Genomic DNA, 24,086 nt, shown 5'->3' on the forward strand with positions numbered 1-24,086 from the left:
CATGACGTAGTATTTCAGGTTCGGGAGCGTTGCTTTTCTGTCGGCATCCGGGCGGCGGATGCGGATGCGTTCCACGCCGCCGTCAGCCGCAAGGCAGGGAATCACTATGCCGCGGGGAATCCACATGGCACGACGCACACGGCCTCCGGGTTCGCGTGGTGCTTCTTCCGGCAGACCCCAGTTTTTGCGCAGGCGCATGATGTGGGCGCGGCCGTTTTCCCCGCTCTGCCAGCCGAGCCGGTATTCCCGCACGGCGACTTCATCCAGACCGCGCGCCGCCAGGTACTGACGGGCCTTCGTCTGCGCCCAGAGCGCCTGATGCCGGGATTCGATAAAATGCGCGGCTTCCGCGCGCCACTGGGCGGCGTTGCGCGCCGGTTCCGGCATTGCCTGAGCATCGAGTCGCGCCGGAGCCTTTTCACGCTTCTGCGGCTCCTGAGGCGCACTTTTCACCGGGCGATTCTCCCACGCCCTGCCGGCGGCCTGCGCCGCCTGCCGGAAGGTCATGCCTTCCACGTCCATGAGCCACTGGATGACGTCGCCGCTGATGCCGCACTGACGGCAGCTGTAGGAGCCCCGGCCGTCGTTCTGCTCGGGCCATACGAGAAAACGGTCTCTGCCGCCGCAGAGAGGACACGGCCCGGCAAACTCCGCGCCGCGGCTGTTGCGGCCCTTGCTCTTCAGCGCAAGGCCCCGCGCCGTGTACAGGTCGGTAACGGTCAGCATGCCGCACCTCCCCACATCCGCCAGGCAAGCAGGCAGGCCATGATGATATGCAGAAAAGCCGCCGGAGCTTCGGCCATGACACCATGACGGCGCCATGATGGTTCCATGACACTTTCCGACGAAACTGTCATGGCAAAAAAGTTTATTCTTTTATGATGGTTATTACCTTTTTTCTTAATAAATAGGATAGTATGACAGTATGTATATGCGCGCGCATATATGCACGCGCGCGTAGGGACTTTTACGGGAAAAACTGTCATACTGTCATGTTTATACCACAACCACGCGTTTTCCCTGAAAAACTTACCATGACAGCAGTGTCCTGACGGTATCATGGAAGTGTCATGCCCCGGCACAGAGTTCAAGCAATGCTTCAAGTTAAGCATGGTCTTGCACCTCTTTCGGGTAATCGTGCTCGGCCTGCTCATTGAAGCGGTAGCCGTAATACCAGACACGGCCGCCTGCCCTCTCGCTTCTGATGGTACGCTTGGCCAGCTTGCCGAAGGTGGTCATGGAGGGGCAGCTTTTGCGGCTCATCTTGTCCTCGAACCACGCCTTGAACACCGCATAGAGATGCGCGGCCGCCAGACGCGGCGCATCGGGGTCCGCTTCCAGACAGGCGTCCGCAAACTGCAGAACAATGCTTTCCTCTCGGCGGTAAGCCTCGGTATCCCTGCGTATCTTCTCTGGTGGTATGAGTCCCTCTATTTCATAGAGCTGAAAGCCCCGCACAAACCATGCCAGAACGCCCGGACCTTCCTCCGACAAAATTTCGTTCTTCAGGTTCTTGTTTGCCTGACGCTCCAAAGGGTTGTTCGGATCGGGCTCGGACACGAAGGAAAACGGGCACACCACCAGCTTGATGCGTTTCCAGAAGGCGGAATCGTTGTCTCCGGCGTGCATCTTGTGGTTGGTCAAAAGAAAAAGCGTATGCGTCGGCCGGAACTTGGTATTGCCCTTGTCATAGGGGGAACGCCCCACAAGGGAGTCGTCGCCGCTCATGAGCTTGATCTTGTCCACAGAGAAGCGCCGGTTCTCTCCCGGTTCCGAGGCCCACATGATGCGCTGCCCCTTCATTTCCAGCACGGCCGGCGTAGGGGCGTTCGGGTTCTGCGGCGTGCCCTGGTCAAGCAGCATCTCTACCGGCATGGGCGCGGCATAACCGGTTTCACTGGTGCCGTCGCTGCCGGTAAAAAGCTCATAAATAATTTCAAAAATAGTCGTCTTACCGGAGTCGCCTTCCGCTCCCAGCAGAACCACGAAAATCTTTTCCGATATCTCCCCGCACAGCGCCATGCCCAGAAGCTTGTGCATGTAGTGCAGGACATCGGGATCTTCTCCAAAGATCTCGAACAGCATCCGCTCCCACTTCGGGCAGGGGGCATCCAGCCCTTGCCATTCCACGGTGCAGTGACGGGAAAAGTAGTCCTCCGGTCTGCCGGGACGCAGCATGCCCGAACGCATGTCCACCACGCCGTTCTTCGCCACGATGGCAAAATTGTCCGCGTCCAGACGCACGCCGGGAACCGTCAAACGGCTCTCATGGGAAAGAGACAGCTCCAGACAGGCATTGATGCCCTGCTTCTGGTGGAGCTTGTCGGCCGCCTGCCTGAGCTTGCGCCCGCGGGCATCCAGCTGCTTGGCCAGTTCCTCGTCGTCTTCCGCCCGTGCCGATGCGGCCATACCTCTCAGCCGTTCCGCTCCTTCCAGATAGGCCTGGGCCACGTTCTCCACACGAGACGCCGCCTCAAACGGCCATATTCTGGACCAGAACTGCCCTTTCCACTCCAGCCAGCTGTCCCACTCAGGAACGAAGATGAGCTGACCGCGGCAAAGCGCATTGAAGAGAATGCCGGAGCCCTTCTGCCCGGCCTCCGCACAGTCTTCCACAAAGCGCTGCCTGGTCTCGGCGTCCTTGTCTCCCCGACGTTGCCCGGAGGATGTTTTACCGGCCTCCGCTTCCGCCTTCAGTCTGGCCAGATTGGCCGCCTCTTCCTCGGCCTTGCGCTGCACTTCCGCCCGGATGATCTCGCCCTTTAGCCATTCCTTCGGGGACGGCGGTTCCTGGGGCGTCTTCGGCATATCGTTTCGGTGGTCACTCATGCGGCCACCTCCATGCCCACGGACGAAGGTCTGCCGCCGGCTTTCCAAATTTCGGATTTATTTTCAAAAAATTTCTGGCACTCTTCGCGCTCGGCAAGCCCCCGCATAAGCCCGGAGCCGGAAAGGACCCAAAATTGACGACAGGACGCTATGACACTATGGTCAGATATATCTTTTCTAGGGGTAAAGGGGGCGCGAAGTCGGATTACTTCCCCCAGCTTTGCCTTCGGTAAAGCATAACTTTCCACACAGAGTGGGGAGATATAGGGGAGATAACTTCCCGATGTAGAGACAGAATTTTGTTTATTTTTATCAATAGTTATTGAAACATTACACGGGGTTCGGAACAGGAACTTCCTTTTCAACGTGTAAGACTTCCTCTTCAACGTGTAGGGCGGCAAAAATCCCACCTTACACACATAACCCTATAAAATAAAAAGGAAAGACTTGCAGCATACCTGCAGCCTCTCCTTCAGCAGATCTCCCCCCGGGCTTCCCGGGGGGAGATTTTTCATTCCAAAGAGGGAAAAAGCATGGAGCCTGCCCGGAAAGCCCTTCGGGCAGAGGAAAAATCCCGCTTTCCGGACATGCTCTGCCGTACAGGGAGCCTTCCTCACGCCGCACAGAGGTGCTTCAGGAGAAGATCTGCCGCAAAGGACAGGGCCGGAAAGCTGAAAAAGGCGTATCGCAGAAGGCGCCATGACAACGCCTGCATTTGGGAGAAGGCGCCCTGTCCTGCCGGAAAAATTCCTGCCAAAAACACGCCCGGCGCATGGGCTTGGCGCGCCGGTGCGGAAAAACAGGTATGCCCGGGCGTGACTCACCGTTGCAGGATGCGGCTTCCTACGGGCCCCCGCCGTTCTGCCCCCAAAGCTCCCGGCGGCCCCAGGCGCACGATAAAACAAAGGCCCGGACATTCCGGGCCTTTGTTTTTACATGTCATGGCATGCAGGATGCAGGCTCAGCGGCCGCATGCTGCAGAAGCCGCTGTCACCTTGTACGGCGCGTGCGGGATTCGGTACGCACCGGTACGGTTTCCTTTGCGGCCGTGGGGGTAAAGCACATGCTCTCCAGCCAGAAAAGAAAGCCGTCTGCAAGGTTCTCGCACATCTTCTTCAGACTCCCTCCGCGGAGGGAGCTCTTGGACACGGTTTTTTCCAGAGAAAAGTTCTTCACTATATAAGGTTCCGCCTTGTCAGACTTGTTCCTGCCCGTCGCGCGGTGCACGATTTTCAACATGTAGTTCTGGCCGAGATCATGAATGTCCAGATGAAGCCTCTGGCCCATGAATTCAAACACATGTTCCTCAATCCACGGACAACCTCTGTTCTTCAGGGCGTTCCTTATACCATCATACAGTTCCATAAGCAGGACTCCTTGGAAGCGGCTTCGGAAAACCGCTTCAGGGCGGCGGACTCCGCCCGGGGTAAGGCCGGAATACTCGCCCGCAGGCGCCCGGCCCGTTTTTCCCACCCTGCATCCAGGGCGGAACGATTGAATCCCTATATGGACAATCCCGCTTCCAGGGAAAAATAGCAAGGAGAAAACTCTTTCTGAAATCTTGCAAAATCTTTTCACACCCGGGCGCAGAGAAACACACCCGCATGGGGAGCCTTTCTCCCTGCTCTGCCGGCCGCCCTGCTCAAAAGGCATCATATGCCCGCCTCAGAGCCTTTTCCCCGGATGACGGCGAGCGAAGGATCAGAGAATGACGGAAGCGGAAAGGCGTGCCCCCCCCCGCCCGGCATCTCAGGCAGGCATCACGCCCTTTTCCGCTTCCGTGCAGCAAGGTTCATGCTATCCGGCAATGAGCTTCCGCTTTGCCTGCACCGCTTCCTGTTCCAGCACCGTCCTGCGTTCCGCAGGAATATGCAGCGCCGCGGCAAGAGCCTCCAGATAGCTTTTTTCCATGAAATGATCGATGTCCACAATGAAGCAGGAAAGACGGTAGAGGTCCTCCCCCTGTTCGGGAGTCTGCACGCCCACTGCCAGAAGATCGGGATGGATGGGTTCGCTCATCAGGTCGTTCATGAGCGCCGACACATCCCTTCCCGGGAAAAGCTGTTCCGTCAGAGCACGGATGCGCTCACGCTCCGCCTCGTCGATATGCCCGTCGGCACGCGCGGCATACACCATGGTACGCAGCATGAGCATGGCCGTATCGTCGGCACGGACGGCTTCCGCATTCTGCGGGGCGTTCCCCTGCGCAGAGGACTGCTGCGCAATGTTCCGGCTCCATTTCTGGTAGAAATTGCCGATGACCGCGCCCGCGCCCACCAGTGCAACCTTCTCCAGCACGCTTCTGGAAGCGACCATGCCGAGCAGCGCGCCCAGCGCTCCTGCGCCGAGGAGTCCGCCCAGACCGCCGGGCGTCTGAGAAGAAACGGTGGAAACGGCCTTTCCCGCCTTGTCGGAAAAAGCATCGAGGGTGGATTTCAGGCCGGAACTGTTCAGAACATCAAAAAGCGACATGGGCTCTCCTTATACGACATAGAGGGTCTTGTATTCTGTCATACGGGATCCCCCTCTGAAGTCAACCGGGAAAGTCTTGCATAATATTGCGCAGTATTACCGCCTCAGATATAGGGGCTGAACAGCCAGCACAGCGCATCGAAAAGCCGGGCGGGAAGAGTGCAGCTCTCATAGTCCGCACGGAGCATTCTGCGCGAACGGCCGATCACCTCATCCGCATACCGGGAAAGCTCCTTCTGGAATACGGGATCAGCCGCCTCCACATTCAGCTCGAAGTTGAGGAAAAGGCTGCGCGGGTCCAGATTGGCGGAACCGAAAAGCGCATACCAGTCATCCACCAGCAGCAGCTTGGTATGGGCAAAGGGCGGCGGCTGATACCAGATGCGCACGCCCTTTTCCACAAGTCTTCCCTGAAAGCGGCGCGAAGCATGATGCACATAGAAGAGGTTGTTCTTTTCCGGCAGCACGAGATCCACGCGCACCCCCCGCTCCACGGCGGCCACCAGCGCGCCCGACAGCTCGCGCGGCGGAATGAAGTACGGCGTAAAGATGGTCACGCGATGCTTGGCCGAGGAAATCACACCGCAGACCAGTTCATGGATATCCTCCCTGCTTCTGCCCAGCCCGTCGAACACCAGGCGGCAGTGGGACGTGCCCTTCTCTTCCGGCACCATCAGCGAAGGAGGCGTGGGCAGTTTCGTCACAAAGGCCCAGTCCATGAGAAAAGCTTCCTGAAGGCGCATGGCCACAGGCCCGGTGCAGCGGAAGTGAATGTCCTGTACACGCCCCGGCCGGGGCAGATGCACAAGATGATGGTCGCCGATGTTCATGCCCCCGGTAAAGGCCACCTCTCCGTCGCAGGAAAGCACCTTGCGGTGCGTGCGCAGGTTCACGGCAAACATGGGCGGCCACAGGCGCGGCGGAAGAAACATCTGCATTTTCACACCGCGCTCGTGCAGCTTCTTCCACGGTTTGTGCAGAGAATAAATCATGCCGCCCACGCCGTCCACAATAAGGCGCACGTCCACGCCGCGTTCCGCCGCGTCGCCCAGCGCCTCGGCAAAGGCCCGGCCCGTGCTGTCGCCTTTGAAAATATAGGTGGAAAGGCAGACCATGTGCTTTGCCTGCCGGATGGCTTCGAGCATGGCGGGATAGGCCTCTTCGCCGTTTTTCAGAAGCTCCAGCCGGTTGCCCCGCAGCATGGACCTTCCGGTCAGGGAACGCCCCACGGCAAGCGCCTGCCATTCCCGGGGAAGGTTATCGTCGTTCTCCATGTCCAGCTTTCTGTCCAGCATTCTGTCGGAAGAATCCTGCCTTCTCGCCGCCTCGTCGAGAAGACGCCCGGCAAGACTGTCGGCCCGGCTGATGCCGAACAGGGAATAGGCCATACTGCCCACAAAGGGCAGCAGCAGAATGCAGGCCACCCAGGCCAGGGCGGACTGGGAATCCTTTTTATGAAGCAGGGCGTGTATACAGCAGAACACGGCCCAGATGAAGCCCAGAACGGCGAACAGGACTCCAAGCATAAGAAGAGTCAGTGATTCCATGTCTTTTCCTTTGAAAACCATCCGCACGGGGGGGGGCTCTCCCCATCCGGCAAAAGTCCGCACTCCCCCGAACATCAGAAGGCCCCGGATACTTCCGCCTGCGGCACGGCCCATGCGCGCGCCCGGGCGGAGGATAAGGCCCTTCCCCTTTTCGGCGTTTTCCTCTATGCTCACTCGATCTTCTCTACCATACAGCACCAGGAAACACCATGATACAGATAGACACCTCCCGTTGCGTTCTCTGCGGCATGTGCGCCCGAGTCTGCGCCGCTCACTGCTTCCACCTCACGGAAAAGGCCGTTCATGTCCGTCACGAGGAATACTGCATGCACTGCGGCCACTGCACGGCCGTATGCCCGAAGGCCGCCGTCACTCTGGACGGCGTGAATCCCGACACGCTTGAACATGCAGGGCCTTTCCCCTCGCAGGAAAGCCTTTCCGCCCTCATCAGGGGCAGGCGTTCTCTGCGCGTCTTCAAGGAAGACGCCGTGCCGCGTGAAACGCTGCTTCAGGCGCTGGATACCGCCCGCTACGCGCCCACGGGCAAGAATCTCGAAAACGTGAGCTGGCTGGTGCTGGAAGGACGCGACACCCTGCGCCGCGTTTCCGACAGCGTGGTGAACGTCTTCCGCGGCGAGGAGCGCATGGCCGCTCTGGTGCGCTCTCACGACAGCGGAAGCGACCCCATTTTCCGGGGAGCGCCCTGCGTCGTCTTCGCCTGTGCAGAGGGCGCGTACGACCTTGACATCGTCAACTGCTCCATCGCCGTTGCCACGCTCGACCTGCTTCTTCCCACCATGGGCCTCGGCGGCTGCTGGGCCGGTTTCGCCATGCGGGCCGCCTCTCTGGACGACAAGGTATGCGCGGCCATGGGGCTGAACGGTTCCCTGCGTCCTCTGGCCGGACTCATGGTGGGCCTGCCCGACCTGCACTACCGGCGCATTCCTCCCCGCCGCGCCCTGCGCGTTCAGTGGGTGGGCGGAGAAAAGGCATGAGGGAAACGCTGCGCTACCTTCTCTGCGGCCTGGCCATGGGAGCAGCCGACGTGGTTCCCGGCGTGTCGGGCGGCACCATAGCCTTCATCACCGGCATCTACGACAAGCTGCTCAACGGCATCAAGGCCTTCGACAGCACCTTCTTCCGGCTCTTCTTCTCCGGCAGATGGAAGGAGGCCTTCGCCCTCATCCCCTGGGCTTTTCTGCTCCCGCTGCTGACGGGCATACTCATTTCCATCTTCAGCCTCGCCAGACTCACGCTGTATCTGCTGCACACCTGGCCGGAGGCACTGTGGGCCTTTTTCTTCGGGCTCATCATCTCCTCCATCCTGCTCATGACCCGAGGCCTGCACATGCCTGCCGCAAACATCGCCCTGCTCATTCTGGGCGCGCTGTTTGCCTGGTTCATCACAGGGGCGGAAGCCATGACGGCGGAACATACCCTGCCCCATATCTTCATTGCGGGCTTCATCGCCCTGTGCGCCATGATTCTGCCCGGCATTTCCGGCTCCTTCATGCTGGTCATCATGGGGCAGTACGCCTACATCCTTTCCGCCGTGGTGCACCTCGATCTGCCGGTGCTTCTCACCTTCATTGCGGGCGGGCTCTGCGGCCTCATGAGCTTCAGCCGCGTGCTTTCCGCCTGCTTCCGGCGTTATTCTTCCCAGACCAGCGCCGCGCTCATCGGCGTCATGGCAGGTTCCCTGCGCACGGTATGGCCCTGGCATGACGGAACCCTGCCCGCCCTTCCCCCCGGTCTTGACGGCATGGTGCTTGTCGCCGCGCTCACCTGTGCCTGCGGCGTCGCCCTGCCCCTGCTCGTGCAGCATATCGCCACCCGGAAAAACTAAGCTTCCCTGAGGCCCCTGCCCCGGAAGGCAGCCCCCTTCAAACACACGCCCCGCGCCCATGCGGGCGTTTCCCCGGCCCTCCCGCAACGGCCGGAGAACGTCCGCCTCCGCCGGGGCGTCTTTTCTTCCCCGGTTTCGGAAATACCGGGGCGGAATCCGGCACAAACTTCAGCCCCGCCCCGGGAAGACGCATCTTTTCTCTGAAAGGCGCCTCCCGGCCTTTTCCCCGCAGGCACGCACGGCAGGAACCTGCGCGCCCTAACAAAACCTTGACAAATTTTTTCATCGGAAGAAAATTATCACCCGCTTTACAAGACGCTGACCGCCTCATTCTCTGTATCCCCAAAGCACGGGACTGCCCCGGCAACGCTTTTTATCATGAACATCCGTTTTTCCGACGACCTTCTGTCCGATCTCAGGGCCATCGCCGGAGCCCTCCGGCTGCTTTTCCTTTTCGGGCTCGGCATCATTCTGCTTTTTCTCATCTTTTACTGGGATGCTCTGTGCAGCCGCCCCTTTATCGAAGCCGGACCCACGGAGCTTGTCCAGACACTCTTTCTTGTTCTGAGCACGGCGCTGTTCTTCCTTGAGGCGCACCGCCGCCGGGAAATGCGCGGAGCACTGGTGCTCACGGGCGGATTCATCGGCTGCATGCTCATCCGTGAACAGGATTATTTTCTGGACATCATTTCCCACGGCTGCTGGAAATGGCCCGCCCTGGCCCTGACCTTCTCCTGCCTTACCTATGCGTTTACGCGCTTGCGCGCCACGATATCGGCTCTGGCCTGCTTCGTGCGCTGGCGCTACTTTCCCGTGCTGCTTGTCGGAATCGTCATTGTTCTTGCCTACTCCCGGCTTTTCGGCATGGGCATACTCTGGGATGTCCTGATTCCCGAAGAAGGCTCGCGCATGGCCAAGAACGCCATGGAAGAATCCAGCGAACTGCTCGGCTACATGTTCATTCTTGCCTCCGCCCTGCTTCTGCGCTTCGAAAAACACTGAAAGCAGGCCGGATCTCTCCTTCCGGAAGACAGATCCTTTTCTCCGCCGCCGGGGCTTCCCCGGCGGCGTTTCTGTTATCCGCCAGAGGCGCGCCTGCCGCATAAAAACGCAGGGCCACGCCCGCCTTTCTGCCGACACCCGGCCCAAAACACACGCCCGGCGCCGGAGGCCCGGCACAAGGCCCCTCCCGAAAAAAAACGACTCTTTTTTGCAAAAAAAGCCTCCGGCCGTTGACAGAGGGAAAATCGACCTTAGTATAAAAGTGTTCCTTTTGGAAAAGGCGATACAAACCTTTTCAGAAAAAGAAAGAATCAAAGCATCTCCTCATACAGGGAAGGTTCCCTGTTATTCATGCAGAGAGAAGGCTTCTGTCATTTATACCAATGATGCATTGATTTCATACATCAATGGAGGTTTTTATCATGCTTCCTTCCATGTTTGGTGAAACTCTTCTTGACGATTTCTTCAATGAACATATGATGCCCGCTTTCGGCAGAAACGCTCAGCCTGCCGCCAGAACCACGGACTACCTGATGAAGACGGATGTCCGGGAAACGGAAAACGCCTATGAACTCGACATCGACCTTCCCGGCTACAAAAAAGAGGAAGTGAGCATAGAACTGGACAACGGCTGCCTCACCATCCGTGCCGCCAGGGCGCAGAACAAGGAAGAAGAGGCGCAGAAAGGCCGTTATCTGCGCCGCGAGCGCTTCTGCGGAGCTTGCAGCCGCAGCTTCTATGTGGGCGAAGTGCTGGAACCGGAAGACGTTTCCGCCCGCTTTGAAAACGGTATTCTGAAACTTTCCTTCCCCAAGGTTCCGGAAAAGAAGGTTCCTGAGAAAAAGATCGTCACCATTGCCTGATCCCCGATCCCTCCCGGGTTTCCCGAGCCGTTCCGCACGGCCGTGAATCAGGGCCGACGCTTGTGCCGCACCGGATGTTCTCCAGAACGCTCCGATACGCGGAACACCCGCAGGCTCGGCCGGGCAATACCTCCGACACCCACCCCGCATGCATACGCCGGTGCTCTCCTCCACCGCCGCAGGCATGCGGGGTATTTTTTTATGCTCTTCCCAAGGCGCACCTTCCGCTCTTCCCCAGCCTGCCGCCCGGAAAAGCGCCCTCTTCTCCCCCTTTTCCGACTCTCTCTGACACTTCAGAGAAAAAACATGCAGGAGATACCCGGCCCTGACTCTGAACCGCGCCGCCGACGTGCACGGCTCCCCCGTATCCCGGAGGCAGTCCTTCCTACGGCGGACAATGCTCCCGAAGGCCGGGAACCATGCGGAAGAAACGGCATAAAAAAAGAGCACGTCAAAAAACGTGCTCTTTTTCCTCTCTCAAAGGAGAAATTTCTCCCCGGGAGTCCGGGCGGCCTGCAGAAAAGACCTTTCCCGGCATTGACGGCAGACCGTCCCTTATTCCGGGCTACTTCTTGGCAGCAACCAGAACGTTGGAGGACTTGAACATGGCGCCCACGGTGCAGCCGCGTTCCAGACGGAGGCGGTTCACGCCGTCCAGGGTGACGGTGGCGTTGATTTCCATGCCGCTGGGGGTCTGGATAAGCACTTCACCGTTCACGAAACCGCGCACCAGCTTGACGACCTTACCGGTGAACTGGTTGCGGCAGGAAAAATCATAATCATTGTCGTCGGCAACAAGCATGATCTCGGTAGCCTTGATCAGCGCAACGGCTTCCTTGCCTTCGGCAAGGTTGAGGCGCTCGGTGCAGGCATGGGAAATCTGGCTGTAAATCTTTTCACCGGTTTCCAGCGAAATTTCCACTTCATCACTGAGGTTTCCGGGAACGATAGCAGTGATCTTGCCGGGATAGGCATTGCGAGAGCTGGTCTTCATCATAATCTCCTGTTTAATATACGCTTATTCAGCGCATCTCCCCACGGCCATGCGATACACAGCCTGGCGCACACTCTGCCCCGGCAACTGCCATCCATCTTCCTTCCATGGGAGGACACTGAAAAAAACTGATTTAGCATAGCCAATAAGCCCCCGGCACGCAAGTGCGACAAGGGCCTTTTTTACCGGTGGGGTCGTTTTAACAGCTTATTCCCCCCTGTTTTCCTCCTGCTGCGAATGCAGAAGGGCCGTGAAACCTTCCTCGTCCAGAACGGTGATCCCCAGAGCGCGGGCTTTTTCCAGCTTGGAGCCGGGATTTTCCCCCACCACAAGATAGTCCAGCGTTTTGGAAACCGAGGAGGCCACGTTGGCCCCGGCCCCTTCGGCCTGCCTGCGGTACTCATCGCGCGGGCGGGAGAGCGTGCCGGTAAAGAGCACCTTCTTCCCTGCCAGGGCGCCGCCCCGGGCGGGGGTCTTCTCCCCCCCCTTCGGCCAGAGCCCCATGGCACGGAAGCGTTCCAGAAGTTCCCGGTTGGATTCCGTCTCAAAAAAGGCGCGTATGCTGCCCGCCACTTCGGGGCCTATGTCGGGCAGGCGCATGAGCTCTTCCACACTCGCCTTTTCCAGCGCGTCCATATCGGAAAAATGTTCCGCAAGGGTGCGGGCGGTCTGTTCCCCCACCTGCCGTATGCCCAGAGCCGCAATGAAACGCATGAGCGATGCGCCGGTTCTGGCCTTTTCCAGCGCGGCGACGAAATTTCCCGCGGAAACTTCGCCCATGCGCTCATAGGTCATGAGCTCCTCACGGGTCACGGTGAAAAGGTCGGCCGGGCTCTTCACCCTGCCCGAGGCAATGAGCGCCTCCACCCACTTCGCGCCCACGCCGTCCACATCCAGCCCCGCCTTGGACACGAAATGCACGATACTGCGCATGATCACCGCCGGGCAGGCCAGATTCAGGCAGCGCCAGGCCGCCTCTCCTTCCAGTCTTCTGGCCGGGGAGGAACACACGGGGCACACATGGGGGAACTCGAAAGGCGCAAGTCCTTCCGGCCTTTTTTCCAGCACCGGGCCGAGCACGTCGGGAATCACGTCCCCGGCGCGCTGTATGATGACGATGTCGTTCTCGCGCAGGTCGAGCCTGCGTATTTCATCCTCATTATGCAAGGTGGCGCGGCTCACCATCACCCCGCCGAGACTCACGGGCTCAAGTTCCGCCACAGGGGTGAGCACGCCCGTGCGGCCGACCTGTATGGATATTTTCTTCAGGCGCGTTTCCGCCTTGCGCGACGTGAACTTCCAGGCCACGGCAAAGCGGGGAGCGCGCGCCGTAAAGCCGAGCGCGGCCTGCGCCTCACGGTCGTTCAGCTTGTAGACCACGCCGTCTATCTCAAAGGGCAGAGAATCGCGTATGGATTCCAGATACTCATAATAGTTCAGGGCCTCTTCCGGCGTATGGCAGAGCCTGCCTTCCGGCGGCGTGTCGAAGCCCCAGCGCTTCAGAGAATCCATAAGTTCCGCATGCGTTTCCCACATCTTCATGCCCGGAGCGTCCACCTCTCCGAGGCTGTAGGCCAGAAAACGCAGTTTGCGCTGCGCGGTGACGTTGGTGTCGAGCTGCCGGAGCGAGCCTGCGGCCGCATTGCGCGGGTTGGCGAAGGTCTTCTGCCCCAGCGCCTCCTGTCTGCGGTTCAGCTCCTCGAATTCCCTGCGGAACATGAGCACCTCGCCGCGTATTTCAATGCGCCGGGGGAAAGGCCCCGCCCCTGCCAGACGCAGGGGAAGGTTGCGCACCGTGCGCATGGCCTCGGTCACCACTTCGCCCACTTCCCCGTCGCCCCGGGTGAGAGCCTGCACCATGACGCCGTTCTCATAGGCCAGTTCGCAGGCCAGCCCGTCCAGCTTGGGATCGGCCCACCAGTCGGTCATGACATTCCCCCCGGCCTCGGGCAGGGCGCGGGAGGCCTTCTGCACAAAGGCTTCCCACTCCCCGGCGGAAAACACGTTGTCAAGTCCGTACATGCGTTCGCGGTGCGGACGCGTCTCCAGGTAGGGCAGAACGGCGCCGCCCACTCTGCGCGTGGGCGAATCCAGGGTGCGCAGGTCGGGAAACTTCTCTTCCAGATCCACCAGCTCGCGGTACAGGGCATCGTAGGCCTCGTCGGTGATCTCCGGCGCATCCAGCTGATGGTACAGACGGTTGTGACGCTCCAGCTCACGGCGAAGCCACGCCGCACGGGCCCCGGCGCGGTCGCGTTCCTTCTTCTCAGGGGAATCGAATAACGAAAACTGGTCCATGCCTTCCTCAAGATATGCATTGTTTCGCCGTGCGCACGGCGTTTCATCGGCAGCATACTGCCACGGCGCCCGCACAAGGGCAAGCACCCCTTGCCTGCCCGCCCGCATCCTTTTATAGTGGCGCTTTCCGTTCTTTCCGTGCGGAATACCTGTTACTTTTACCCGGACCGGACAAAGGGGAAGGCGGATTTCCCTTCACCGGCACGGTCAAGGAGCCTCTATGTACGCCCTGCGCATCGACAGCACCGAAGCGGCCTTCAACCTCGCTCTGGAGGAAACGCTCTTCGACTCCCTTTCCCCGGAAAATCCCGGTATCTTCCTCATCTGGCGCAACGCGCCCTCCGTCATCGTGGGCTGCCACCAGAACACGGCCGAAGAAGTGAACGCCTCCTACTGCCGCGAGCACGGCATAGCCGTGGTACGCCGCCCCACGGGCGGAGGAGCCGTGTATCACGACCTCGGCAACGTCAATTTCTCCTTCCTGCTCTGGGTGGAAAAAAACCGTCTGGCAGGATTCGATGAATTCATGCGTCCCATGGTTGCGGCCCTGCAGGATCTGGGAGTGGATGCCGCCTACACGAGCCGCAACGACATCACCGTTCAGGGCCGCAAGGTGGCGGGCACGGCGCAGCGGCGCAAGGGGCAGAGAATGCTGCATCACGGCTGCCTCATGGTGAATGTGGACACCTCCGTCCTGGCCGGAGCCCTGGCGGCGGATCCGGAAAAATTCCAGTCCAAGGGGGTGGCCTCGCACCGCGCCCGCGTGGCCAATCTGCGGGAGTTTCTGCCCTCCTCCCTTTCCGGCGAAGCCTGCATGGACATGGTCATCGCGGCCATGGCAAAACGCTGCGCACAGGAAGAACGCACCCTTCCTCCCGAGCTTGCGGCAAAGGCCGAAGCCCTTGCCGACGCACGCTACAGAAGCTGGGAGTGGAACTGGGGCCATTCCCCCCGTTTCACGGAAAAACGCCGCCGCCGCTTCTCCTGGGGCAGGCTGGAATGCCTTCTGGAAGTACGCGAAGGCCTCATCACCGGCTGCCGCCTGTTCGGCGACTTCTTCGCCGCAGGCGACATCACGGAACTGGAAAAGCGGTTCATCGGACTCAGGTCCGACGCTCCCTCTCTGAGGGCGGCTCTGGAAAACGTGCCTGTGGAACAGTGGTTCACCGGCGCGGAGCATGAGGAGCTGCTGCAGTTCCTCTGCGGGGAATAACGTCATGACGGGGCCGCTCTTCAGAAAGGAAGCACAGGCCCCGTCCCTGCGCTAGCAGGAATATTCCCTGTATATCTCCCCAGTTTCCACGCTTTTCCAGCGGAACACCCCTTCTTCCCAGGTCATGTAGCTGTGCCGGCTTCCCTGCTTGGGAAGGGACACGGAACCGGGATTCATGGCCGTGAAGCCTTCGTGTTCCGTGCATACCGGAACATGGGTATGCCCGTAGAGAAGGATGCTGCCCCCTGCAAAGGGGGGCGGCGTCTGTTCATTGTAATGATGCCCGTGGGTGGCGTACACCGTCCGGCTGCCCAGAAGAAGCACGGCGTACTCCGCCATGATGGGAAAATCCAGCACCATCTGATCCACTTCCCCGTCGCAGTTACCGCGCACGCAGAGCAGCTTTTCGCGCACCTCGCTGAACATCGCCATCACCTTCTGCGGGGCGTATTCATCCGGCAGATTGTTGCGCGGTCCGTGATAGAGAAGATCACCCAGCAGAAGAAGCCTCTCCGCCCCTTCCGCGGCAAAGCGTTCCAGAAGCCTCCCGCACCAGAGGGCGGAACCGTGGATATCCGAAGCAATCATCAGTTTTTTCATGGTTTCTCCTTTGTGCCGAACATGCCAGATTTGCCCGCAAAGGTCGAGAAGAACGGCAGGCCCCTTCCCGTGCAAAGGAAGGCAGAAAAAGCCCTGCCCTGAAAGGACTCTGAACATCCCGCACAACAAACGCTTGTCTGCCTCCGCCGTTCCGCGCAGGCCCGGGCGCCTTCCGCACGCAGAAAGCGCACTTGCCGGATGCCTTCCCGGAGTCCCCCTTTTTCCCGCCGTGCCCTTCCCCGGCCATGCCCCGCCCCTGCCGCAGGGGCTTTCCCTCAGGCAAGAAGACAAGGCAGAGCCTTGCAGGCGGTATCGGAACCATGTCCGAAGGTTCAGGACAAAAAAGGTCTTCCCTGCGCCGGACAGGCGGTGAAACCGGGAAAAACAGGCGCACGGCAGAAGATGGGGAGGAAAATCACTGTCGGGGAAGCCTTGCCGTGCAGGCCGGAACTTCCGTTTTCCGGCACGGACGGTACTTGCGCTCCGGCATCAGGCCCCCGCACGCTTTGCCTGCCTTCCCGGCAAGGCAGGCTGCGGCCGCTCACCGCTTCACGCCGCAGCGGCTCTGCATATCATGCCGCCGCTTCCGCAACGGCGCCGTGCCGCAACGTGGGAAAGCTCACGGAAAACGCCCGTTACAGAAGCTGCCCGCTCTTTCTTCTTTTAAAGCATGCTGCGCCGCCCCTGAAGCGCTGCGGCGCAATCGTATGGAGAAAACAGAACGCCCCTTCTGCCTTCCCCGCCTTCCTGCATTCCTGCTAAGTTTTTTTTTCACAAGTCACATTACCTGAAATATTCTGTAATATTTTGAAATGAAATACTTTTTTCTTTCATCCGACAGTATGGGCAATGCAGCGTGCCGCATCTTCTTTTCCCTGTGCAGGCGGCTTTTTCTCCGGAAAAGCCCACATGCACACGACGCCGCTCCCCCTGTCCGCCTCTCTTTTCAAGGAAGGATCCTGTCGCGGCAGGGGGGAGCTTCTTCCGGAAGCGCTCTGCGCACCGCTTGTGCCGTTATGCACGAATTAAACCTTCAACCATGTGAAATATGTGGATAAAGTAAGGAATAATATGTGAAATTCGTGTTTTTGTCTCTTCTCATGAAAGGATTCTTGTTATATAAAAAAGACTAAATCTCAGGGGGAGAAGACATTGCGCAAAGTAACATATATCCTGACGGGTACATTGCTGGTTCTGTCTGTAGGGGGATATCTGCTGCCGGAAACTCCCGAGCCTTTTCCCAACAGAATACTCATGAAAAACGCCGCCGGGCATGTGGTGTTCGATCACAAGGCCCATGCGGAAGGCATGGGCATAGCGTGCATAAGCTGTCATCACGACGCGCCCGGCCCCGACCGTGCCGGACAGAAGTGCAAGACCTGTCACGGCCTTGAATTCGGCCCGGAATTCCGGGGACACTCCTACACCATGTCGGACGAAACCTGCGCGACCTGCCACCACATGACGCTGACGCGCAAGAACTGGGGGCACGACGTCCACGCGGCCATGCCCTCGGTGGAATGCACGGCCTGCCATCACGGCCCGCAGATAGAGCCTTCCCCGCAGAACTGCGCTTCCTGCCACGACCGCACCACCGACATGGGGCCCATCCTTTCCCTGAAGCGCGCCGTCCATACCCGCTGCAAGAGCTGTCATGCGGATCTGTTCAGCCCCACCGCCATGAACAACTGCGCCACCTGCCACAACGAGCAGCCCTCGCGTGAAGTGCAGAAGAGCGGCGCGAAGCTGAAGGACGCGCTCATCCCCTGCGGAACCTGCCACAAGGTGGAACCCGCCAAGCTTGTGCCGAGCAGCATGGCCGCCTATCACGGCCTGTGCATAGGCTGCCACGAAAAGCAGGGCGGCCCTGTGGACAACTGCGCGCAATGCCATACGAAATAGCGACAAGGGAAGAACGATGAAGCAGTATTTCCATATCATCAACGATCCGCGATTCCGCCTTGTCTACAATGAACACAGGCACTTCGGCATGGGGCCCGCCCCCAGGAAGATACGCCTGAACAGGGAAGGCTTCACCATAGTCCCCGGGGTCAAGAAGAAGACCATGGTCTACCCCGGCATGCTGCTTGCCGAACACCCCAGCCTGGACAAGGGCGATCTGCACGCGCCCATATACGGCACCATCACCGAAATCAACGCCCGCAGCATTTTTGTGGAAGCCGTGGACCCGGAAAAGGTCGAACCCGGCACCTTCCCCGCGCCTCTGGAACCTGTGGACCTCATCAGGGAAGGCAAAGAAGGCGAGGATCTGGTGCTGGCCGTCAAGAAAATGGGGGTGAACACCCGTTCTCTGGGGCGCAGAGTGAAAACGCTCATCGTCAACGGCCTGAACCCCGAACCCGGCGTGCGCTGGGCGGAACCCATGCTGGCGGAACACGCCGCCGAGATACGCGCGGGGCTTGAGCTTCAGCGCCGCTTCCGGCGGGCCGAGGAAATCATGCTGGCCGTGCCCGCAGGCTGCGATGTCAGGCTTGCCGGCATACGCACCGTGCAGGTGGACCCGATGTACCCCAACAGCGTGAACGAGCTCATGATCCGGGAAGTGACCGGAGAGGAAAACCCGCCGGACGTGGCGGCCGTGGGCCTGCACAACGTCTGGAGCCTGGGGCGCGTGGCGCTTACCGGTCTGCCGCTCATGGAAACGGTGATCACCATAGGCACGGCCAGAGACTGGGCCAACTACATCGTGAAGAACGGCAGCATTGTGGGCGAACTTCTGGAGTTTGCGGAAATCTCCCTGAAAAGCGGCGATACCATCCTGCGCGGCGGTCCGCTGCGCGGGGAAAGTCTGGACAGGCTGGATCGAAGCATCACCAAGGGCGCCTACGGCTTTTTTGTGGTGAACGCGGGCGAAGTGCCGCCCATCGAAGGCGACAGCCCCTGCATCAACTGCGGCGCCTGCATACAGATATGCCCCACCCGCATCGACCCGCGCATGCTGAGCCGCTATGCCGAATTCGGCAGATACGACATGTCCCGGAAGGAAAATTTCCGCCTCTGCGTCGACTGCGGACTCTGCGGCTATGTGTGCATCGCACGCCGTCCCGTGCTTCAGTACATACGCCTCGCCGTCAAGAAGCTCGATGAGGAAGAACGCCTGTCGCGCCTCACCCCCATCGAGCCTGTGGCCAGAGCTTAGGAGCCGCCTCCCTCACCCATCGCATCACGCGTGAGCACACCAGCGAGAAAAGCCATGAGCACTTCCAGCAACAACGATATCCTTCTTGCCATCAGTACGCCTCCCTTCTGGCACTGCGGGCGCACCATACGCAAAAACAGCCTCCACACCCTCATTGCCCTGACCCCCGCCGTCATCATGAGCCTCCTTCAGTGGGGTATGCCCGCGGCGCGCGTCATGGCCCTTGCCGTTCTGGCCGCCATGGCCACGGAGGCCGTCTGCCAGACTCTCATGAAGCAGAAGCTGAGCCAGGACAACGGCACCGCCGCCATCACCGGCCTGCTTCTCGCCTTTCTTCTGCCCGCATCCGCGCCGTGGTGGCTCGTCGTCATCGGCGCGGCCTGCGCCATGGGCATAGGCCGCATGGCCTTCGGCGGCTACGGCGCCAATCAGGTCAACGCCACCCTCGTGGGCTGGGCCATGATCTTCGTATCCTTCCCCTTCCTCATGGATCCCACGGCATCCCAGCTTCAGACCACCCTTGCCGACCCGCTGCTGAAACTGAAATACTTCGGCGCGGAGGCCGTGGCGGACATTTCCGTCATCGACCTTCTGCTCGGCAATCAGCTCGGAGGACTCGGTTCCTCGCAGGTGGGCGCGCTCCTTCTCGGCGGCATCTATCTGGTGCTCCGGGGCGTCGTCCGCTGGGAAATCGCCCTCTCCTTCCTGGGCGGCACCTTCCTTGCCGCCACCTGCCTCCACTTTGTGGACGGTTCCCTGTACGCAGGCCCCTTCTTCCACATGGGCACCGGCTCCACCGTGCTCGCCGCCTTCTTCCTCGCCACGGAAGATTCCTGCTCGCCGCATCGCCGCCTGCCCATGCTGCTCTACGGCCTGACGGGCGGCATACTCGTCGTTCTCATCAGAGCCTTCGGCAGCTATACCGACGGCGCGCCCTTTGCCGTCATGCTCATCAACCTGCTCGCCCCCATGTTTGCCCTCATCAGGTCGCATCCCTTCGGAACCGGCCCGCGGAAGGCAGGCTCGGCTGACTGGAGGACCCGCGCATGAAAAGCATCCTTCAAATGATCGTTGTGCTGTCGGTTCTGTGCGGCATGGCAGGCTTCTGCCTCTCCTACCTGAAAATGACCACGGCTCCCCTGATTGAAAGCCAGGCCCTCACCTTCGTGCAGGGGCCCGCCATACTCGAAGTCTTCAAAAACGCCGAAAACTCGCCCATCGAAGACCGCAGAAGCTTCACTCTGGCCGACGGCCGCAGGGTCAACGTCTTCCCCTGCATGGAAGGCGGCAGGCTCACCGGCGTGGCCGTGGAGCAGTTCGGCAGCGGCTACGGCGGCGACCTCGGCGTGGTGGTGGGCTTCCGCATTGCGGAAGACACCCTGGCCGGCATCGGCATCACCACCATGAAGGAAACCGCGGGCGTGGGCACCAGAGTGAAGGAACCTTCCTTCCTCAAGCAGTTCCCCGGCAAGGCCCTCCCCGTCAAGCTGAGAAATCAGGGCGGTGAAATCGACGCCATTTCCGGCGCGACGGTATCGTCCAACGGCGTCATAGGCGCCGTGGCCAAGGCCGTGGATGTCTATCAGGAACTCAAGCCTCTCCTTCTGGAGACGTGGAAATAGCGGGGCCGCCATGAATCAATTCATTCAGGAACTGACCAAGGGCTTGTGGAAAGAACTGCCTCCCTTCCGGCTGCTGCTGGGCCTGTGCCCCGTGCTTGCCGTCACCAAGAGCGCTTCCAACGGCATCGGCATGGGCATGGCCGTGCTCTTCGTGCTCACCCTCTCCAACATGCTCATTTCCCTGGTGCGGAACATCATTCCCTCCAAGGTGCGCATCGCCTGCTTCATCACCATTTCCGCCACGCTGGTGGTGGCCGTGGAGCTGCTCATGCAGGCCTATGCCTATCCGCTCTACCTTCAGCTCGGCATCTTCGTGCCGCTCATCGTGGTGAACTGCATCATCCTCGGCAGAGCGGAAGCCTTCGCCGCCAAGAACCCGGTGCACCTCGCCATTGCCGACGGTCTGGGCATGGGCCTCGGCTTCACCATGTCGCTCACCTTCCTGGGCTCCATCCGTGAAATTCTGGGTGCCGGAACCTGGTTCGGCTATCCCGTCATGTGGGACGGCTTCCAGCCCTTCACCATCATGGTGGAAGCGCCCGGCGCCTTCCTCTGCCTGGGGCTGACCCTCGCGGCCATGAACTACGGCACGCGCCGCCAGCTCATGAAGCGCAACCGCGAAGGCTCCGAAGCTTCCGCCTCGCCCTGCGGCGGCTGCCGCGCATGCTCCATCGGCAAAAGCCAGGACTGAACCCACGCTGAGCCGCCTGCTCCCTTCAGGGACGGAAGGCGGCCGTGCAGAAGAGAAGGAGACCGCGGATGAGCGTCTTTGAAGTTTTTATTTCCGCCATATTCGTCAACAACATCGTTCTTGCCCAGAACCTCGGCAACTGCCCCTACCTCGGCTGCTCCAAGGAAAAGGGCGTGGCCCTCGGCATGGGTACTTCCGTGATTTTCGTCACCGTCATGGCCACGCTGTGCACATGGCTGGTGCAGAAGTACATCCTTATTCCCACCGGCCTGGAATACCTCCAGACGCTGGTCTTCATCCTCATCATCGCCTCGCTGGTGCAGTTTGTGGAAATGTTCCTCAAGAAGGCCATTCCCCCGCTCTACGCCTCGCTGGGCATCTTCCTGCCGCTCATCACCACGAACTGCTGCGTTCTCGGCGTCACGCTTCTGGTGCAGAGAGAGCAGTACGATCTCATGGATGCGCTCATCTACGCCTTTGCCACAGGTGCGGGCTTCCTGCTCGCCCTGCTGCTCATGGCGGGCGTGCGCGAACGCCTGGAAACCTGCCGTGTGCCCAAGGCCATGGCCGGAACACCCATCGCGCTCATCATGGCAGGGATCATGTCCCTTTCCTTCATGGCCTTCAAGGGCATGGTCTAGGCGTCTCTTCCGTCAGGATGTCGCCCTCTTCCCCACCATCGCCAGCATAAGGACGTCGCTATGGTCGTTTCTTCCATACTCACGCTTACCGGGCTCGGCTTCGTCGCCGCCGCCATGCTTTCCGTCGCTTCCCGTGTGTTCGCCGTCCATGAGGACCCCAGGGTGGAAAAAGTCACCGGCACCCTGCCCGGAGCCAACTGCGGCGGCTGCGGCTATGCCGGCTGTGAAGGCTATGCCAATGCCGTGGTCAACGACCCCTCCATTCCCCCCAACCTCTGCGTGGTGGGCGGGGCAAAGGTGGCCTCGGCCATAGGCAACCTCACCGGAAAAATCACCACCGAAGTGGAACCGCTGTGCGCCTACCGCCGCTGCGACAAGAACGCAGGCCAGGTGACCCAGCGCTTCGACTACAAGGGCATTCCCTCCTGCGCGGCGGCCGCCGCCCTGCATCACGGCTCGGACCAGTGCGGCTTCTCCTGCCTGGGCTTCGGCGACTGCGTGAAGGTCTGCCTCACCGAAGGCCTGCGCATCGAAAACTATACCGTCATCGTGAACGAGCAGATGTGCGTAGGCTGCGGCAAGTGCGAAAAGGTCTGCCCGAGAAACGTGCTTCAGCTCATTCCCAAGAGAGCCCGCGTGGCCATCACCTGCTCCACGCAGGACAAGCTCAAGGCCGTCATGGACGTGTGCAAGGTCGGCTGCATCCACTGTTCAAAATGCGTGAAGACCTGCCCGGCCAAGGCCATCAGCATGGAAAACGACCGCATCCAGATCAACCACAAGCTCTGTCTGGAATACGGCGACTCCTGCGGTCAGGCCTGCGCCAAAGCCTGCCCGCGCGGCATCCTGCGCCTGCGTCCCGCCGCGCTCTGCGCCTCCTCTTCCGAGGCGGAACAGCAGAAGGCCGTATAAACAACCGCACATCCAAGCCGCCCTCACGAGGTTCCCATGCTCACCCGCCGTTTTCTCCTCAAGGCCATGGCTGCGGCTGCAACCATGTCCGCCCTGCCCCGCCCCGCCCTTGCCCTGACTTCTCCCGACCCCTTCGTGGAAACGCGTCTGATGATGGGCACCTTCGTCACCATCACCGTTTCCGGTGTGTCGGACACCCATGCCGCCGATGCGACGGGCAGGGCCTTTGCCCGCATGGTGGGCCTTGAAGATATGCTGACCCGCTTCGACAGCGCCTCCCCTCTGGGGCAGCTCAACAGCGCAGGCGTTCTGCGCGACGCGCCGCAGGAACTGCTGCTGGTGGCGGACGCGGCCTCCCGCATGCACCGCATCACAGAAGGCGCCTTCGACCCCACCATTCTTGCCCTGCTGGACATCATGGAACAGAGGGCGGGAGCGCCTCTTGACGATAAGGAGGAGGCCGAACTTGCCGGACTCATCGGCATGGAACATGTCCGAAGGGAGGGAAGCACCCTGCGCTTCATGCGCGGCGGCATGAAAATGAGCCTGGACGGCATAGCCAAGGGCTATATTGCCGACGAGGGAGCACGCGCCCTCCGCGCTTCGGGCGTGAAGGACTTTCTCATCAACGCAGGCGGCGATATCGTGGCGCAGGGGAGCAAGGCGGGCAGGCCCTGGCGCGTGGCCGTGGAAAATCCGGAAAAATATCAGGGCAGAACCGAGTACCCCGCCGTGCGCTCTCTGTACAATGAAGCCATGGCGACTTCAGGTTCCTATGAAAACATTCTCGACGCCGAAGGCAAGACCAACCATATCCTGAACCCGGCCACAGGCCGGTGTTCCACCCTGCCCGGCGCGAGCGTCGTCGCGTCCTCCGCCATGGAGGCGGACGCCCTGGCCACCGCGCTCTGTGTGCTCTCCCAGCCCGTTGCCTTCATGGAAAACCTGAAGGACGCATCATGCCTCATTACGCTCCCGGGCGGCAGGGTGCTGCAGTCCCGCCGGTGGGCGTAAACTTCCGCCTTTCCTGCTCCCCGCGCTGCACGGCCCGGGGAGCTTTTTTTGCCATATATCCTGGCGCACTCCGGGCAGGGCCGCACGCCGCAAGGCTCCCCGTGCTCAGGCGCACCCTTTTCTCCCGAAGGACGGCGACAGAAAGACCGGGCGGAAGGCAGAAACCTTCCACCAACAGAACGCCCGGGATTCAGGCCACGGCAGGACACGCTCCGCCCTTCTCCGGAACAAGCCTGAAGGCGCGGGTGGCAGGGTGGTCCCGCCGGTGGGCGTAAACTTCCGCCTTTTCTGCTCCCCGCGCTGCTCGGCCCGGGGAGCTTTTTTGCCGTATATCCGGGCGCACTCCGGGCAGGCCCGCACGCCGCAATACTCCCCGTGCTCA

Annotated in this window: 21 protein-coding genes; 13 read left to right on the forward strand and 8 right to left on the reverse strand. The window is 60.6% G+C overall.

The window, feature by feature from the left end:
• The 5 genes from Q0K07_RS08670 to Q0K07_RS08690 form a co-directional block, all read right to left on the reverse strand.
• A partial coding sequence (locus tag Q0K07_RS08670) for a primase-helicase zinc-binding domain-containing protein (protein ID WP_294558496.1) occupies positions 1 to 726 on the reverse strand: 726 nt, incomplete at its 3' end.
• A 378-nt stretch (positions 727 to 1,104) separates the two neighbouring features.
• Complete coding sequence (locus tag Q0K07_RS08675) at positions 1,105 to 2,829, reverse strand: phage/plasmid primase, P4 family (protein WP_294558498.1); 1,725 nt, start codon at positions 2,827 to 2,829, stop codon at positions 1,105 to 1,107.
• A 990-nt stretch (positions 2,830 to 3,819) separates the two neighbouring features.
• Positions 3,820 to 4,194, reverse strand: a complete 375-nt coding sequence (locus Q0K07_RS08680; RefSeq protein ID WP_294558499.1) for a hypothetical protein — start codon at positions 4,192 to 4,194, stop codon at positions 3,820 to 3,822.
• A gap of 432 nt (positions 4,195 to 4,626) precedes the next feature.
• The gene (locus Q0K07_RS08685; RefSeq protein WP_294558500.1) at positions 4,627 to 5,301 is read right to left on the reverse strand and encodes a DUF533 domain-containing protein; all 675 of its coding nucleotides are present in this window, start codon (positions 5,299 to 5,301) and stop codon (positions 4,627 to 4,629) included.
• Between the two features lie 104 nt (positions 5,302 to 5,405).
• A complete protein-coding gene (locus Q0K07_RS08690; RefSeq protein WP_294558501.1) occupies positions 5,406 to 6,848 on the reverse strand; it encodes a phospholipase D-like domain-containing protein in 1,443 nt (480 codons plus the stop codon).
• A 209-nt stretch (positions 6,849 to 7,057) separates the two neighbouring features.
• Between Q0K07_RS08690 and Q0K07_RS08695 the strand changes: the two genes are divergently transcribed.
• From Q0K07_RS08695 to Q0K07_RS08710, 4 genes are all read left to right on the forward strand, one after another.
• Positions 7,058 to 7,843 (forward strand): nitroreductase family protein, encoded by a 786-nt coding sequence (locus Q0K07_RS08695; protein ID WP_294558502.1) that lies wholly within the window; start codon positions 7,058 to 7,060, stop codon positions 7,841 to 7,843.
• Positions 7,840 to 8,694 (forward strand): DUF368 domain-containing protein, encoded by an 855-nt coding sequence (locus Q0K07_RS08700; protein WP_294558503.1) that lies wholly within the window; start codon positions 7,840 to 7,842, stop codon positions 8,692 to 8,694. Before Q0K07_RS08695 ends, Q0K07_RS08700 begins: the two co-directional genes overlap by 4 nt.
• Before the next feature lie 378 nt (positions 8,695 to 9,072).
• Positions 9,073 to 9,696 carry a hypothetical protein gene (locus Q0K07_RS08705; protein WP_294558504.1) on the forward strand — a complete coding sequence of 208 codons (624 nt, stop codon included), beginning with the start codon at positions 9,073 to 9,075 and terminating at the stop codon, positions 9,694 to 9,696.
• Between the two features lie 422 nt (positions 9,697 to 10,118).
• Positions 10,119 to 10,559, forward strand: coding sequence for an Hsp20/alpha crystallin family protein (locus Q0K07_RS08710; RefSeq protein ID WP_294558505.1), 441 nt, complete (start codon positions 10,119 to 10,121; stop codon positions 10,557 to 10,559).
• Between the two features lie 565 nt (positions 10,560 to 11,124).
• Here the strand turns inward: Q0K07_RS08710 and Q0K07_RS08715 are convergent.
• Together Q0K07_RS08715 and ligA are read right to left on the reverse strand one after the other, a co-directional pair.
• A complete protein-coding gene (locus tag Q0K07_RS08715) occupies positions 11,125 to 11,556 on the reverse strand; it encodes a TOBE domain-containing protein (RefSeq protein WP_294558506.1) in 432 nt (143 codons plus the stop codon).
• A 204-nt stretch (positions 11,557 to 11,760) separates the two neighbouring features.
• On the reverse strand, positions 11,761 to 13,851 hold the full coding sequence (gene ligA, locus Q0K07_RS08720; RefSeq protein ID WP_294558507.1) for an NAD-dependent DNA ligase LigA: 2,091 nt from the start codon (positions 13,849 to 13,851) through the stop codon (positions 11,761 to 11,763).
• A 220-nt stretch (positions 13,852 to 14,071) separates the two neighbouring features.
• Between ligA and Q0K07_RS08725 the strand changes: the two genes are divergently transcribed.
• Positions 14,072 to 15,064 carry a lipoate--protein ligase gene (locus tag Q0K07_RS08725; RefSeq protein ID WP_294558508.1) on the forward strand — a complete coding sequence of 331 codons (993 nt, stop codon included), beginning with the start codon at positions 14,072 to 14,074 and terminating at the stop codon, positions 15,062 to 15,064.
• A gap of 51 nt (positions 15,065 to 15,115) precedes the next feature.
• Here Q0K07_RS08725 and yfcE read toward each other — a convergent pair whose 3' ends face one another.
• A complete protein-coding gene (gene yfcE / locus Q0K07_RS08730) occupies positions 15,116 to 15,664 on the reverse strand; it encodes a phosphodiesterase (protein ID WP_294558509.1) in 549 nt (182 codons plus the stop codon).
• Between the two features lie 1,254 nt (positions 15,665 to 16,918).
• Here yfcE and Q0K07_RS08735 point away from each other — a divergent pair.
• The 8 genes from Q0K07_RS08735 to Q0K07_RS08770 all read left to right on the forward strand — a co-directional run bounded on the left by Q0K07_RS08735 (position 16,919) and on the right by Q0K07_RS08770 (position 23,704).
• A complete protein-coding gene (locus Q0K07_RS08735) occupies positions 16,919 to 17,566 on the forward strand; it encodes a cytochrome c3 family protein (protein ID WP_294558510.1) in 648 nt (215 codons plus the stop codon).
• A gap of 16 nt (positions 17,567 to 17,582) precedes the next feature.
• Positions 17,583 to 18,824 carry a 4Fe-4S dicluster domain-containing protein gene (locus Q0K07_RS08740; RefSeq protein WP_294558512.1) on the forward strand — a complete coding sequence of 414 codons (1,242 nt, stop codon included), beginning with the start codon at positions 17,583 to 17,585 and terminating at the stop codon, positions 18,822 to 18,824.
• A gap of 54 nt (positions 18,825 to 18,878) precedes the next feature.
• Positions 18,879 to 19,874 carry an RnfABCDGE type electron transport complex subunit D gene (locus Q0K07_RS08745; RefSeq protein ID WP_294558514.1) on the forward strand — a complete coding sequence of 332 codons (996 nt, stop codon included), beginning with the start codon at positions 18,879 to 18,881 and terminating at the stop codon, positions 19,872 to 19,874.
• Positions 19,871 to 20,446 carry an RnfABCDGE type electron transport complex subunit G gene (gene rnfG / locus Q0K07_RS08750; protein WP_294558516.1) on the forward strand — a complete coding sequence of 192 codons (576 nt, stop codon included), beginning with the start codon at positions 19,871 to 19,873 and terminating at the stop codon, positions 20,444 to 20,446. The genes Q0K07_RS08745 and rnfG overlap by 4 nt, the downstream gene beginning before the upstream one ends.
• Before the next feature lie 10 nt (positions 20,447 to 20,456).
• Entirely contained in the window at positions 20,457 to 21,137 is a 681-nt protein-coding gene (rsxE, locus tag Q0K07_RS08755) for an electron transport complex subunit RsxE (protein WP_294558518.1), read from the forward strand.
• Between the two features lie 68 nt (positions 21,138 to 21,205).
• Positions 21,206 to 21,778: an RnfABCDGE type electron transport complex subunit A gene (locus Q0K07_RS08760; protein WP_294558520.1), complete on the forward strand. Its 573-nt coding sequence runs from the start codon at positions 21,206 to 21,208 to the stop codon at positions 21,776 to 21,778.
• A gap of 60 nt (positions 21,779 to 21,838) precedes the next feature.
• Positions 21,839 to 22,690: an RnfABCDGE type electron transport complex subunit B gene (rnfB, locus tag Q0K07_RS08765; protein WP_294558522.1), complete on the forward strand. Its 852-nt coding sequence runs from the start codon at positions 21,839 to 21,841 to the stop codon at positions 22,688 to 22,690.
• 36 nt (positions 22,691 to 22,726) lie between these two features.
• Positions 22,727 to 23,704 (forward strand): FAD:protein FMN transferase, encoded by a 978-nt coding sequence (locus Q0K07_RS08770; protein WP_294558524.1) that lies wholly within the window; start codon positions 22,727 to 22,729, stop codon positions 23,702 to 23,704.
• The last annotated feature ends 382 nt before the right edge of the window (positions 23,705 to 24,086 follow it).

It is taken from the genome of uncultured Mailhella sp., assembly GCF_944324615.1.
Classification (GTDB): Bacteria; Desulfobacterota; Desulfovibrionia; order Desulfovibrionales; family Desulfovibrionaceae; genus Mailhella.

What these genes read in the sequence shown, in the direction of transcription:
- Q0K07_RS08675 (WP_294558498.1), bottom strand. Translation starts at nt 2,829, where the DNA reads ATGAGTGACCACCGAAACGATATGCCGAAGACGCCCCAGGAACCGCCG.
- Q0K07_RS08680 (WP_294558499.1), bottom strand. Translation starts at nt 4,194, where the DNA reads ATGGAACTGTATGATGGTATAAGGAACGCCCTGAAGAACAGAGGTTGT.
- Q0K07_RS08685 (WP_294558500.1), bottom strand. Translation starts at nt 5,301, where the DNA reads ATGTCGCTTTTTGATGTTCTGAACAGTTCCGGCCTGAAATCCACCCTC.
- Q0K07_RS08690 (WP_294558501.1), bottom strand. Translation starts at nt 6,848, where the DNA reads ATGGAATCACTGACTCTTCTTATGCTTGGAGTCCTGTTCGCCGTTCTG.
- Q0K07_RS08695 (WP_294558502.1), top strand. Translation starts at nt 7,058, where the DNA reads ATGATACAGATAGACACCTCCCGTTGCGTTCTCTGCGGCATGTGCGCC.
- Q0K07_RS08700 (WP_294558503.1), top strand. Translation starts at nt 7,840, where the DNA reads ATGAGGGAAACGCTGCGCTACCTTCTCTGCGGCCTGGCCATGGGAGCA.
- Q0K07_RS08705 (WP_294558504.1), top strand. Translation starts at nt 9,073, where the DNA reads ATGAACATCCGTTTTTCCGACGACCTTCTGTCCGATCTCAGGGCCATC.
- Q0K07_RS08710 (WP_294558505.1), top strand. Translation starts at nt 10,119, where the DNA reads ATGCTTCCTTCCATGTTTGGTGAAACTCTTCTTGACGATTTCTTCAAT.
- Q0K07_RS08715 (WP_294558506.1), bottom strand. Translation starts at nt 11,556, where the DNA reads ATGATGAAGACCAGCTCTCGCAATGCCTATCCCGGCAAGATCACTGCT.
- ligA (WP_294558507.1), bottom strand. Translation starts at nt 13,851, where the DNA reads ATGGACCAGTTTTCGTTATTCGATTCCCCTGAGAAGAAGGAACGCGAC.
- Q0K07_RS08725 (WP_294558508.1), top strand. Translation starts at nt 14,072, where the DNA reads ATGTACGCCCTGCGCATCGACAGCACCGAAGCGGCCTTCAACCTCGCT.
- yfcE (WP_294558509.1), bottom strand. Translation starts at nt 15,664, where the DNA reads ATGAAAAAACTGATGATTGCTTCGGATATCCACGGTTCCGCCCTCTGG.
- Q0K07_RS08735 (WP_294558510.1), top strand. Translation starts at nt 16,919, where the DNA reads ATGAAAAACGCCGCCGGGCATGTGGTGTTCGATCACAAGGCCCATGCG.
- Q0K07_RS08740 (WP_294558512.1), top strand. Translation starts at nt 17,583, where the DNA reads ATGAAGCAGTATTTCCATATCATCAACGATCCGCGATTCCGCCTTGTC.
- Q0K07_RS08745 (WP_294558514.1), top strand. Translation starts at nt 18,879, where the DNA reads ATGAGCACTTCCAGCAACAACGATATCCTTCTTGCCATCAGTACGCCT.
- rnfG (WP_294558516.1), top strand. Translation starts at nt 19,871, where the DNA reads ATGAAAAGCATCCTTCAAATGATCGTTGTGCTGTCGGTTCTGTGCGGC.
- rsxE (WP_294558518.1), top strand. Translation starts at nt 20,457, where the DNA reads ATGAATCAATTCATTCAGGAACTGACCAAGGGCTTGTGGAAAGAACTG.
- Q0K07_RS08760 (WP_294558520.1), top strand. Translation starts at nt 21,206, where the DNA reads ATGAGCGTCTTTGAAGTTTTTATTTCCGCCATATTCGTCAACAACATC.
- rnfB (WP_294558522.1), top strand. Translation starts at nt 21,839, where the DNA reads ATGGTCGTTTCTTCCATACTCACGCTTACCGGGCTCGGCTTCGTCGCC.
- Q0K07_RS08770 (WP_294558524.1), top strand. Translation starts at nt 22,727, where the DNA reads ATGCTCACCCGCCGTTTTCTCCTCAAGGCCATGGCTGCGGCTGCAACC.